At 64.5% G+C, this 12,139-nt stretch carries 12 protein-coding genes and 1 rRNA gene; 6 read left to right on the top strand and 7 right to left on the bottom strand.

What is annotated here, in order from left to right:
- A 5S ribosomal RNA gene (gene rrf, locus JLK41_RS24310) occupies nucleotides 1–116 on the top strand.
- Nucleotides 117–478: 362 nt separating this feature from the next.
- Nucleotides 479–820, top strand: coding sequence for a PilZ domain-containing protein (locus tag JLK41_RS24305; protein WP_210390022.1), 342 nt, complete (start codon nucleotides 479–481; stop codon nucleotides 818–820).
- Nucleotides 821–888: 68 nt separating this feature from the next.
- On the opposite strand, the gene flhA is transcribed toward JLK41_RS24305, so the two are convergent.
- The 7 genes from flhA to JLK41_RS24270 are packed head-to-tail and all read right to left on the bottom strand — an operon-like array spanning nucleotide 889 to nucleotide 7,165.
- Nucleotides 889–2,985: a flagellar biosynthesis protein FlhA gene (gene flhA / locus JLK41_RS24300; RefSeq protein WP_047587263.1), complete on the bottom strand. Its 2,097-nt coding sequence runs from the start codon at nucleotides 2,983–2,985 to the stop codon at nucleotides 889–891.
- A 3-nt stretch (nucleotides 2,986–2,988) separates the two neighbouring features.
- Nucleotides 2,989–4,122, bottom strand: coding sequence for a flagellar biosynthesis protein FlhB (gene flhB, locus JLK41_RS24295; RefSeq protein ID WP_047587261.1), 1,134 nt, complete (start codon nucleotides 4,120–4,122; stop codon nucleotides 2,989–2,991).
- The gene (gene fliR, locus JLK41_RS24290) at nucleotides 4,115–4,909 is read right to left on the bottom strand and encodes a flagellar biosynthetic protein FliR (protein WP_047587258.1); all 795 of its coding nucleotides are present in this window, start codon (nucleotides 4,907–4,909) and stop codon (nucleotides 4,115–4,117) included. The genes flhB and fliR overlap by 8 nt, the downstream gene beginning before the upstream one ends.
- 10 nt (nucleotides 4,910–4,919) lie before the next feature.
- Nucleotides 4,920–5,192: a flagellar biosynthetic protein FliQ gene (locus JLK41_RS24285; RefSeq protein WP_037051071.1), complete on the bottom strand. Its 273-nt coding sequence runs from the start codon at nucleotides 5,190–5,192 to the stop codon at nucleotides 4,920–4,922.
- A 13-nt stretch (nucleotides 5,193–5,205) separates the two neighbouring features.
- On the bottom strand, nucleotides 5,206–5,958 hold the full coding sequence (gene fliP / locus JLK41_RS24280) for a flagellar type III secretion system pore protein FliP (protein ID WP_037051400.1): 753 nt from the start codon (nucleotides 5,956–5,958) through the stop codon (nucleotides 5,206–5,208).
- Nucleotides 5,958–6,329, bottom strand: coding sequence for a flagellar motor switch protein FliN (gene fliN, locus JLK41_RS24275; RefSeq protein ID WP_047587253.1), 372 nt, complete (start codon nucleotides 6,327–6,329; stop codon nucleotides 5,958–5,960). The genes fliP and fliN overlap by 1 nt, the downstream gene beginning before the upstream one ends.
- Entirely contained in the window at nucleotides 6,326–7,165 is an 840-nt protein-coding gene (locus JLK41_RS24270; protein WP_210390021.1) for a FliM/FliN family flagellar motor switch protein, read from the bottom strand. Before JLK41_RS24270 ends, fliN begins: the two co-directional genes overlap by 4 nt.
- Before the next feature lie 477 nt (nucleotides 7,166–7,642).
- Between JLK41_RS24270 and JLK41_RS24265 the strand changes: the two genes are divergently transcribed.
- The 4 genes from JLK41_RS24265 to JLK41_RS24250 are packed head-to-tail and all read left to right on the top strand — an operon-like array spanning nucleotide 7,643 to nucleotide 12,139.
- Complete coding sequence (locus tag JLK41_RS24265; RefSeq protein WP_134677617.1) at nucleotides 7,643–9,052, top strand: sigma-54 interaction domain-containing protein; 1,410 nt, start codon at nucleotides 7,643–7,645, stop codon at nucleotides 9,050–9,052.
- Nucleotides 9,053–9,064: 12 nt separating this feature from the next.
- Complete coding sequence (fliE, locus tag JLK41_RS24260) at nucleotides 9,065–9,400, top strand: flagellar hook-basal body complex protein FliE (protein ID WP_037051080.1); 336 nt, start codon at nucleotides 9,065–9,067, stop codon at nucleotides 9,398–9,400.
- A gap of 20 nt (nucleotides 9,401–9,420) precedes the next feature.
- Entirely contained in the window at nucleotides 9,421–11,100 is a 1,680-nt protein-coding gene (gene fliF / locus JLK41_RS24255) for a flagellar basal-body MS-ring/collar protein FliF (protein WP_210390020.1), read from the top strand.
- The gene (locus JLK41_RS24250; RefSeq protein WP_037051085.1) at nucleotides 11,075–12,139 is read left to right on the top strand and encodes a FliG C-terminal domain-containing protein; all 1,065 of its coding nucleotides are present in this window, start codon (nucleotides 11,075–11,077) and stop codon (nucleotides 12,137–12,139) included. The genes fliF and JLK41_RS24250 overlap by 26 nt, the downstream gene beginning before the upstream one ends.

Genomic DNA, 12,139 nt, shown 5'->3' with positions numbered 1-12,139 from the left:
CTTGACGACCATAGAGCGTTGGAACCACCTGATCCCATCCCGAACTCAGTAGTGAAACGACGCATCGCCGATGGTAGTGTGGTGCTTCACCATGTGAGAGTAGGTCATCGTCAAGCTCCTATACGAAACCCCAGATCTCTAACGAGGTCTGGGGTTTCTTCTTTGCGCGGCAGAAAGTCGGGCGCGGACAGCGCCGGGCATACGGGCGAAGGCTGATCGCCGACAAGCCGGCTCCTACGCGGCGGCGCCTAGGCCTGAGTGCCACGAACCCCTGTAGGAGCCCGCTTGCGGGCGATGCGGCGATCGCCGCATCTGGGGTAGTCACTCTGCAAGCGGGCTTAAGTAATCCCTCCTGCCGGTCGCCTTGCGTTGATGAATCACAGGTTATCAACGCGTACGTCCTCTTCGCATGACGTCGATCGATAGCACCTGATCCTCGCGATCCAGCCAGACGTGGCGAGCACTAAGGCAATCTCCTATGCGTCAATCGAGTCGAATCACCTTCCGTTCCACCTTTCGCATCAAGATCAGTGATCGAGAGCGCGACGCGCTGATCGGTTATGCCGGCGACGTTTCCGAGTGTGGGATGAAGCTGCTGAGCGATGCGCTCGTAGAGCCGGGCAGCACGCTCAAGCTGAGAGTGCGCATGCGCGATCGGGAGGGGAACCTGCGTCAGGTGGACGTGGACATGGTCTGCCAGTGGTCGCAGGAGAACAGCCGCACCGGCTTCTTCGAAGCGGGCATGGCCCTGCAGGGCGATTCGGCCGAGTACGTCCGTCTGATCGAGGGAATGCGCAAGCTGCGCAAGGAGAAGGCGTGAGCCTCGGATGGCAGGGCTGATGGGGCGGATGCCGAGTGCGGCATCCACCCTGTCGGGAGGCTTCTCGACTAGCCCAGGGTGCCGAGGATGTTGACGCCTACCCTGTCCGGGATCTCGTTCTGCGACAGCACATGCAGGCCGGGGCTGAAGACGCGGGCATAGCGCGCCAGCAGGGGGCGCAGCTGTGGCATGACGGTGAGGATCGGCGGATGGCCGTCCTTGCGCAGTTTCTCCTTCACCACCGGCATGGTGTTCTGCAGCTGGTTGAGCAGGCTGGGTTCGACCGGGATGTTGTCCAGGCTCACCGGGCCGGCCTGCTGGGCGATGGCCAGGGCGTTGAGCAGGGTGTTCTCCAGCGCATTTTCCAGGATGAATACCGACAGTTCCTGACGCTCCCCGGCGATCATGCCGACGATGCTGCGGCGCAGGGCATAGCGCACATCGGAGGCGAGCAGTACCGGGTCCTTGGTCGACTCGCTGGCCTCCAGCAGGGTGGTGGCGATGGTGACGATATCCTTGAGCGGCACCTGCTCCTGCAGCAGCTGGCGGTAGACGCGATGCTGCTGGGTGTAGCTCAGCTGGGTCTTCAGGCTGTCGGCCAGCTTCGGTGCCTGCACCTGCAGGCGCTGCATCAGATGGTCGACGTCATCGTGCTTGAACACATCCGGCAGGTGTTCACGGATCACCTTGTTCAGGTGGGTGGCGATCACGCTGGCACAGTCGATCACCTGGTAGCCGAGGTTGAGCGCGCGGGCCTTGTCTTCCGGCTGAATCCACACCACCTGCATGCGGTAGGCCGGGTCGACGCCGAGTATGCCGTCGATCTCGCCGTACAGCTCCGGTGAAGGGATGGCCATCATGCGGTCGGCATGCAGTTCGGCGCCGTCGATCTTCTCGCCGTTGATCTGGATGCTGTACTGCGAGGCCTTCAGACGCAGGCTGTCGCGGATATGCACTTCCGGCAGGAGGAAACCCAGGCTTTCCGAGAGCGTCTGGCGTACACCGCGTACACGTTGGGTCAGCGGTGCCCCGGCGGCCTCGTTGACCAGCCCTACCAGCTTGTAGCCCAGCGATACCGACAGGCGCTCGACCAGGGGGATGTCTTCCCAGGCCAGGTTCTGCGCGCGTTCCTGTTCCATCGCCTTGCCCAGGGCCTCCACCTGCTCCAGGCTGGCAGCCTCTCGGGGAGGGCCGTTGCGCGCCACCATCCAGCCGACGAAGGCCACCAGGGCGGCGAAGCTGATGAACGCCAGGTGCGGCATGCCCGGCACCAGGGCCAGAGTGAAGAGGATGCCGGCCACGGTGTAGAGCAGCGCCGGCTGCGCCAGCAACTGACGGTGCACCTGGTCGGTGATTTCCGAGGATTCGTTGATCCGCGTGACGATGATCGCCGCGGCGGTGGACAGCAGCAGCGCCGGAATCTGCGCGACCAGGCCGTCGCCGATGGTCAGCAGGGCGTACTGCTGGAATGCCTGCCCGGCGCTCAGGTCGTAGACGAACAGGCCGATGGCGAAGCCGCCGAACAGGTTGATCAGGAGAATCAGGATGCCGGCGATGGCGTCGCCCCGGACGAACTTCGAGGCGCCGTCCATGGCCCCGTAGAAGTCGGCTTCCTTGGCCACTTCCGAACGGCGACGCTTGGCCTCGTTCTGCTCGATCAGGCCGGCGTTGAGGTCGGCGTCGATAGCCATCTGCTTGCCGGGCAGCGCGTCCAGGGTGAAGCGCGCGGTGACTTCGGAGATGCGCTCGCCGCCCTTGGTGATGACGATGAAGTTGATGATCATGAGGATCACGAACACCACCAGGCCGACGATGAAGTTGCCGCCGATCACCACTTCGCCGAAGGATTCGATGACCTTGCCCGCCGCGCCGGTGCCGGTATGACCTTCGAGCAGCACCACGCGGGTGGAGGCGACGTTCAGGCACAGGCGCAGCAGGGTGGTGATGAGGATCACCGTGGGGAACAGGGAGAAGTCCAGCGGGCTTTTCGACGACACGCTGACCAGCAGCACCAGGATCGCCATGGCGATGTTGAAGGTGAACAGGGCATCGAGCAGCACGGGCGGCAGTGGCAGGATGACCATGGCCAGGATCGACAGGATCAGCACCGGGATGCCGATGCGGCCGCTGCGGAAGGTGGGCGCGAGTTGCTGCAGTAGGTTCATGGATCAGCCCCTGTTGGCCAAGCTGTCGGGAATCGGAAGGTTGCTCGCCAGTTGCGGCTTGCTTCTGCGGCCCTGGCGCCAGGCCTTGAGCTGCAGGATATAGGTCAGTACATGGGCGACCGCGGTGTAGAGCGGTGCGGGAATCTGCTGGTTGACCTGGGTGGTGAAGTAGATGGCGCGCGCCAGCGGCGGCACTTCGACGACCTCGAGTTCGTGCTTGGCGGCCATCTGGCGCATGTACAGCGCGGTTTCATCGACCCCCTTGGCCAGCACGAAGGGGGCCTGGGCCTTTTTCGTGTCGTACTTGAGGGCGACCGCGTAGTGCGTCGGGTTGGTGATGACCACGTCGGCGTTCTTGATCACCTTGCTGATCTGCCGTTGCAGCATCTGCCGCTGCAACTGCTTGATGCGCGCCTTGACCTCCGGGCGACCCTCCTGGTTCTTGTGCTCTTCCTTGCGCTCCTGCTTGGTCATGCGCATTTTCTTGAGGAAGAAGTAGCGCTGCAGCGGGATGTCGATGAAGGAGAACACCACGAAGATCAGCATCAGGCAGAGGGTCAGGTTGAACGTCAGGTCCAGCGCCGCCGAGATCGCTTCCAGCACACTGCTGCGCTGCAGGGCGATCAGCTGGGGCAAGGCGGCACGCACCAGCACGTAGCCGACGGCGAGCAGCACCAGCACCTTGAGGATCGACTTGAGCAGCTCGCTCCAGTTCTGCGCGGAGACGATCCGTCCCAGGCCGGTGATGGGATTGAGCTTGCTCAGCTTGGGCGCGAAGTTCTTCGCCGAGAACACCCAGCCTCCCGGCACCAATGACAACGCCACCACCAGCAGCGAGGTGAGCAGCAGCGGCGACAGCAGCTTGATGAACACCAGCAGGTTGTAGCCGAGCAGGGTGTCGAGGTCGTCCAGGCCGATCTCGCTGTGGCCGAACTGAATGTAGGAAAGGCGGAAGCTGTCGCTGAGCCCCTCCATGAACAGCCCCGCACTGAACTTGAGAATGAACAGGGTGGCGATCAGCGAGATGGTGGTCGACAGGTCCTTGGAGCGCGCGACCTGGCCGTCTTCCTTGCTCTTCTTGAGTTTGTGCGCGGAGGCTTCTTCGGTTTTCTCCTGGCCGCTGTTCTGCTCAGACATCGCCGCCCTCGCGCAGGATCACGCCGATGCCGTTGAGCAGCTCGCGGGTCAGGTGCAGGTAGCTGTCCGGCAGGTTCGGCAGGGTCAGGTAGATGCACAGCAGGCCCATCAGGATGCTGATGGGGAAGCCCAGGGAGAACAGGTTCATCGCCGGCGAAATGCGGTTGAGCAGGCCGAAGCAGAACTGCACCAGGGTCAGGCAGAACACGATCGGCAGCGTCACCAGCACGGCGGCCGCCAGTACCCAGGCGAAGGCCTGGATGAAGTGCTCGGCGCCCAGGTAATGCAGGCCGCTGCCCACCGGCCAGAACAGGAAGCTCTGGTACAGCACGCTGACGGTGACCAGGTGACCGTCGATGGCGAAGAACAGCAGCACCAGCAGGATGAAGTACAGCTGATAGACGATCGAGGACGACGACACGCCGTTCACCGGGTCGTTGTAGCGCGCCATGCTCATGCCCATCTGGGTCGATACCACCTCGCCGACCAGCATGAAGATGGTGAACACCAGCTGCAGGGTCAGGCCCAGCAGGATGCCGAAGGCGGCCTGTTCCAGGGCGGTCAGCACGCCGCGCAACGACAGCGGGTCGATCTGCGGCATGTCCGGCAGGGCCGCACCGAGCGCCACGGTCAGGGCCAGGGCGAGGAGGATGCGTACGCGCACCGATACCGTCTTGTGGTTGAACAGCGGCGCCATGCTGAGCAGCGCGGCGATGCGGCAGAAGGGCCACCAGTAGGCCTGCAGGCTGCTCAGGTAGGTGCTGGCATGCAGCAAGGGCTCGTGCATGGGCATGGCGTCAGCCGACCAGATGGCCGGCCTGCTTGAAGGTTTCGATGAACAGGTCGCCCAGCGTGCGCAGGATCCAGTGGCCGGCGAACACCAGCATGGCGAGGGTGATCAGCAGGCGCGGGAGGAAGCTGAGCATCTGCTCGTTGATCTGCGTGGCCGCCTGGAAGATGCTCACCAGCAGGCCGCCAAGCAGGCTCGGCACCACCAGCACGCAGACGATCAGGCCGGTGATGTAGACGGCGTGGGCCACCAGTTCGGCGGCGTGTTCGGGCGTGAGCATCGCGCGGGCCTCGCTAGTAGGGCTGAATGCTGGTGGTGAGGGTGCCGACCAGCAGGGTCCAGCCATCCACCAGCACGAACACCATGAGTTTGAACGGCAGCGAAATCATCATCGGCGAGAGCATCATCATGCCCATCGCCATGAGTACGCTGGCCACCACCAGGTCGATCACCAGGAACGGCACGAAGATCATGAAGCCGAGCTGGAAGGCGGTCTTCAGCTCGCTGAGGACGAACGCCGGCAGCAGCAGGGAAAAGTCCAGCTGGGCCAGGTCCTCGGGCATCTCCTCGCCGGCCAGGGCGACCAGGGTTTCCAGCGAGTTCTTGCTGGTCTGCGCCAGCATGAACCGACTGATGATGCGCTTGCCTTCACCGAGGCCCTGTTCGAGGCTGATCTGGTCGGCTTCGAATGGCACGTAGGCTTCGCTGTACATCTCCTGCCAGACCGGGCGCATCACCAGCAGCGTCAGGCACAGGGCGATGCCGACCAGCACCGGGTTGGGCGGGCTCTGCTGCAGGCCGATGGCCTGGCGCAGGATGGCCAGGACGATGATGAAGCGGGTGAAGCAGGTCATCATCATCAACATGGCCGGAAGGAAGCCCAGCAGCGTCATCATCAGCAGGATCTGCAGCTTGACGCTCAGGGTCTGGCCATCTTCGCTGTCGTTGAAGTTGAACAGGGTGATGTCGCCACCGGCGGCCTGGGCCAGCAACGGGCAGCACAGGGCTGTCAGCAGCAGACCGGATTGCAGCAGGCGGCGCCGCATCACACGCCCAGCCCGCTGAGGCCGCTACCGGACAGCTCGACGATGCGCAGGCCGTAGTTGCCGTTCATCACCACCACTTCGGCCTTGGCGAACAGGGCGCCGTTGACCTTCACATCCAGCGGCTCGCCGGCCAGCTTGTCGAGGGCGATCACGCTGCCGGCGTCGACGTCCATCAGCTCCTTGAGGGTGATCTCGGTGGAGGCCACCTCCAGGGTGACGTTGACCGGGATCTTGCCGAAGAAGCTCAGGTCCTGCTGTGGCAGGCTGGCCGGCGCTTCTGCGGGCGTCGATTCGCTGACCAGCTCGTCGGTGCCGAGGCCGGCATCGTTGATCAGGCTGTCGAAATCGTTGTCGGAAATGGGGCTGCTCATGGGGTCTTCACACTCTCGAGAGAAGTCAGGAACAAGGCGCCTTCGTCTTCGAAGATGGCGCCGCGAAACAGCTTCTGCTGGTTGATCTTTACATCGCAGTGCTCGAGCAGTCGCATCGGCAGGACGTCGCCGGGACGCAGGGCAAGCGCCTGCGCCAGCGGCATCTGCAGGCTGGCGACCACGCAATCCAGGCGCACCGGCAACTGGCGGATCTGGTTGAGCGAGCTGCCGCTCTGCGCGGGGGGCGCCGGCGGGGTCAGGCGGCTGGTCATCTCGTCGACCAGTTGCGTATCCAGGTAGATGAAGATCGACGACTGGCTGCCGGTGATATGGCTGCTGAACTGCAGCTCCGCCACGTACTCCCAGGCCGCTTCTTCGTAGGCGTTCTCGTAGGACTCGAGCTTGCCGAAGGTCTGGCCGGCGAGAATCGAGCGGGCGAACAGCTGGGCGACATCCAGACCCAGGCGTGTGCGCATGCGCTGTTCCGAGGTGCTGACCGGCGGCGCCTCGTGATTGGGCAGGCAGGTGCCGCCGTAGTAGCACTCCAGCGCTTCGGTCAGCAGCGCCCGATCCATCGCGAAACCGACCTTGCCCAGGGCCGAGCGATACCGGCACTCGGCTTCCCTGTTCACGTGCTCATGCACGTCGACCCGCAGCAGTTCGAGATTGATTCGATAGGCGCGCAGAAAGTAGTCGCTGATGATGCGCGGGTATTTGGCGGAGAGCTCGCGAATATAGTGAGGAATCTTGTGGTAATGCCGGCCAAGTTTCTGCGGTTTCAACCGGGGCAGACTGTCGGCGGGCACGCCATGAAGGACTTTTTTAATCCCGGTCATGTTGTGAGCTGTATTCCTGGTTGTAACTGCGCGAGCGCTGTTCGGCAGTCGAACAGGCAGTGCAGAGGACGTTTTGATTTACCGGCAGGCCATGGCGGGAAGCCGTGGTCGTGGCGTCGAATTCATCCAGGCACAGCGCTGCAAGCCAGTGATGACGAGGGCGAGTCTAGGGGGAGGGAGGGCGGGAAATTAAATCAATAGATATCAAATGCTGTTTTTGATAGCGGCTGGCCAGCATTGATAGGAAATAACAGCAAGTAATTCGGCGATTTTTTGTGCGCTTGTTAACGTTCGCGCCGTGAACCGTCGCACCCAGGGAAGGTGCATCGGCAAGTTCCGCCGAGTTGACCAACAAGAGCGACGGGAAGTTTCGAAAGATTAAGGGACCGCGTGAAAAAAAACTGTCATCGAGTTGGCAGTTTTGCACACGGGGTCGAAGGCAGCCGCCGAACGCACACAGACAACGGGTGATTTACCTTGCAGCACTCAACTCAAACGGTAAGTTACGCCTGCGACGAGCTGTTCGATGAACAGCTGGGGCAGCAACATATAGTCGTGGTCGGCCAGGCCGACGCGGCCAGCGAGCGTCTGTTGACGGGCGGTCTGCTGCGCCAGGGCTTCCGTGTCCGGCGTTTCGCCAACTGCCTTGAACTCGACCCGCATGCGCTGCAAGGCGCCAGCCTGGTGCTGGTGTTCGTCAGCAGCCTGGCCGGCAGCACCCTTTATGCACAGGTGGGCGCGATCCTGCGCCAGGTCGGTCGCGTCGGCGTGGTGCCGGTGGTGGAGTATGCCGATCAGGAGAAGGCCGCGACGCTGCTCGAACTGGGCTGCGTCGACTACCTCCTGGCACCCTTCAGCGAGGCTCAGCTCAGCGCACTGTTGCGTCGCCAGGAATCGGCCAGCGCCGGCGAGGAAGGTTTCGTCTCCTGCTCGCAGGCCGGGCGTCGTCTGCTGGCCATGGCGCAACGCGTGGCGATGACCCGTGCGCCGATTCTCATCACCGGGGAGACCGGCACCGGCAAGGAGCTGATGGCGCGCTACATTCATCGCTTCTCAGCCCAGGACGACGCGCCCTTCATCGCGGTCAACTGTGCGGCGATTCCCGAGCAGATGCTCGAGTCCATCCTCTTCGGCCACGAGAAAGGCGCCTTCACCGGCGCGGTGAACGCCCAGCCCGGCAAGTTCGAACTGGCCAACGGCGGCACGCTGCTGCTCGACGAGATCGGCGAGTTGCCGCTGGGCCTGCAGGCCAAGCTGCTGCGCGTGCTGCAGGAGCAGCGCGTCGAACGCCTCGGTGGACGTCGCGAGATCGCCCTGGATGTGCGCATCATCGCCGCCACCAACCGCGACCTGCAGCAGGAGGTGGCGCAAGGGCGTTTCCGTGCCGACCTGATGTTCCGCCTCGATGTGCTGCCACTGCACATCAGCCCGCTGCGCGAGCGCAAGGAGGATGTACTGGCGCTGGCGCGACGTTTCATCCGCCAGTACGCGCCGCAGGATGCGCGCCACGAACTGCTGACCGAGGACGCCTGCCGCGCCCTGCTGGCCCACGACTGGCCGGGCAACGTGCGCGAACTGGAGAACTGTCTGCAGCGCGCGCTGATCCTGCGCAACGGCCTGTACATCCAGGCGCAGGACCTGGGCCTGAGCCTGCCGCCCAGCAGCGCCCCGGAGCCGGCGCCACGCCTGCAGCCACAGGCGCTCGAAGGCGGCAAGGCGGCGCTGCGCGCAAGCGGCAAGTGGGCCGAGTACCAGCATGTGATCGACACCATCCGCCGTTTCGGCGGGCACAAGACCAAGGCCGCCGAAAGCCTTGGCATGACCCCACGCGCACTGCGCTATCGCCTCAATGCCATGCGTGAGCAGGGCGTGCAGATTCCCGTTTAGGAGAAGCAAAGGATGAACTCGATCAGTCAGGTGCAGCAGGATCTGCTGGGCCGTATGGAACAGCTCAGAAGCCTCAGCGAGGCGACCCCGGTCCAGCCGGCGCAAGCCTTCGCCGTGCAGCCCGGCGAGGCGGGTTTCGCCGCCGCCTTCGACGATGCGGTGCGCGCCGTGGACGCTCAGCAGCATCGCTCCGGCGAACTGATGGCGGCCGTGGACAGCGGGCAGAGCGATGACCTGGTGGGGGCGATGATCGAGAGCCAGAAGGCCAGCGTCTCGTTCAGTGCGCTGATGCAGGTGCGCAACAAGCTGGCCAGCGCCTTCGACGACATCATGAAGATGCCGTTGTAAGCGGAGCGGAGACCTGACGCGTGCTGCAGACCCTGAGAAGCAAACTGCCCGAAGGCGGGCTGAAACTCGACCCGCGCATGACCCTGGCCGGGCTGGCGCTGTTGGCCGCGCTGCTGGCGGTCGGCGTGGTGTTCTATCTCTGGCGCGACCAGGGTTCGTTCCGGCCGCTGTACGGCAGCGGCGAGGCCTACCCGGCGGCCGAAGTGATGCAGGTGCTCGATGGCGATGCGATCAGCTACCGCCTGCACCCGCAGAGCGGCCAGGTGCTGGTGCGCGAGGACCAGCTGAGCCAGGCGCGCATGCTGTTGGCGGCCAAGGGCGTACAGGTCAAGGTGCCGGCCGGCTACGAGCTGTTCGACAAGGATGAACCGCTGGGCACCAGTCAGTTCGTCCAGGACGTGCGCCTCAAGCGCAGCCTGGAGGGCGAGCTGGCGCGCACGGTTATGGCGCTGAAGGGCGTCGAGGGCGCGCGCGTGCACCTGGCGCTGCAGGAAAGCAGCTCCTTCGTGGTCGGCAAGCGCGAGCCGGGCAAGGCCTCGGTGATGCTGCAGCTGGCACCGGGCTACAAGCTGACGCCGGAGCAGATCAGCGCCATCGTCAATCTGGTCGCCGGCAGCGTGCCGCAGCTGGAGGCGGGCAACGTGCAGGTGGTCGATCAGTACGGTGCGCTGCTGTCCCGCGGGATCGATAGCCACGGCGGCCCGGTGCAGAACTGGCAGGTGGTCGACGACTACCAGAGCAAGGCAGTGGCCAATGCCGAGGCGGTGCTGGCGCCGGTGCTGGGTGGCGGCAACTACCGCATCAGCGTGTCCGCCGACATCGACTTCAGCCAGAAGGAAGAGACCTTCCAGTCCTACGGCGATACGCCGCGCCTGCGCAACGAAGTGCTGCGCGACGAGAGCGTGCTCGACCAGTTGGCGCTGGGGGTGCCGGGGTCGCTGGCCAACCGCCCGCCGCAACCGGCGCCCGAGCCGGCCCCGGGGCAGGCCGCAAATGAGCAGGACAGCGCGAACAAGGCGGCCACCTCGCTGCGCAAGGAGTCCAACCGCCAGCTGGATTACGACCAGAGCGTCACGCACGTCAAGCATGCGCCGTTCAGCCTGCGCCAGCAGAGCATCGCCGTGGTGCTCAATGCCGCCGTGGCCCCGGAAGGTGGCTGGACGCCCGAGGCGCGCGAGGAACTCGCGGCGATGGTCAAGAGTGCGGTGGGCTTCAATCAGGCGCGTGGCGACCTGCTGACCCTGAGCGTGTTCCCCTTCACCGACGCCGGCCTGGCGACTGCGGCGGGCGAGGCTCTGCCCTGGTGGCAGGACGCCAAGGTGCATGACCTGGCCAAGCTCGGCGTGTTCGCCCTGATCAGCCTGTTGCTCCTGCTGCTGGTGGTGCGTCCGGCCGTGCGCAGCCTGAGCCAGCGCAGCCAGCCTGGGCTGCCTGCGGCGAGCGAGGGCGACGAGCAGCTCGCCCTGCATGCCGAACGCGCCGCCGAGCGCCTGCTGGCGCGTGTGGGTGACGACGCGCCTGGGGCCACCGTGCTCGGTGAACTCAGCCCGTTGTCGGAAATCCGTCTGCCGGCGCCCGGTTCGGGCCTGGAGCTACAGATCGAACACCTGCAGATGCTGGCCAAGAACGATCCCGAGCGCGTCTCGGAAGTCATCAAACAGTGGATAGGGCGCAATGAACGAGACCTCAACCCAGCCTGACGGCCGCGGCGGTTCCACCGCCAAGGAAATGCGCCTGCGCGTGCAGAAGCGTTCGTTGAGCTCCTCCGAGCAGGCCGCCATTCTCATGCTGAGCATGGGCGACGAGATTTCCGCCGGGGTGCTCAGGCACTTCTCCCGCGAGGAAATCGTCGCCATCAGCCAGGCCATGGCGCGCCTGTCCAACGTCAAGCAGCCGATGGTCTCCGACGTCATCGGCCGCTTCTTCGAGGACTACAAGGAGCAGAGCAGCATCAAGGGCGCCTCGCGTGGCTACCTCGACGGCATGCTCAGCAAGGCGCTGGGCAGCGAGATCACCCGTTCGCTGCTGGACAGCATCTATGGCGAGGAGATCCGCGCCAAGATGGCCAAGATGGAGTGGCTCGACCCGAAGCAGTTCGCCGCGCTGATCGCCAAGGAACACGCGCAGATGCAGGCGGTGTTCCTCGCCTTCCTGCCGCCCGGCATGGCCAGCGACGTGCTCGAGTGCATGCCGCGCGAGCGGCAGGACGAGCTGCTGTACCGCATCGCCAACCTCAGCGAGGTCAACAGCGACGTGATCGCCGAGCTGGAGCTTCTGATCGAGCGCAGCCTGGCCGTGCTCAGCACCCAGGGTTCGCAGGTGCGCGGCATCAAGCAGGCAGCGGACATCATGAACCGCTTCAAGGGTGACCGCGGGCAGATGTTCGAGCTGTTGCGCGCGCATGACGATCAGCTGGTCGAGCGCATCGAGGATGAAATGTACGACTTCTTCATCCTTTCGCGGCAGAACCAGGACGTATTGCAGGCGCTGCTCGAAGCCGTGCCGCTGGAGGAGTGGGTGGTCGCGCTCAAGGGCGCCGAGCCGGAGCTGGTGCGCGCCATCGCTGGCGCCATGCCCAAGCGTCAGGCGCAGCAGATGGAGTCGATCAACCGCCGCCAGGGCCCGGTGCCGCTGAGCCGGGTCGAGCAGGTGCGCAAGGACATCATGGCGGTGGTGCGCGAGATGTCGGCCAATGGTGAGCTGCAGGTGCAGCTGTTCCGCGAACAGACGGTGGAATGA

It is taken from the genome of Ectopseudomonas khazarica, from assembly GCF_017915135.1.
Taxonomy (GTDB): domain Bacteria; phylum Pseudomonadota; class Gammaproteobacteria; order Pseudomonadales; family Pseudomonadaceae; genus Aquipseudomonas; species Aquipseudomonas khazarica.
Note: the sequence above shows the minus strand (reverse complement) of the source record. Positions and strands in the feature narration are given on the sequence as shown.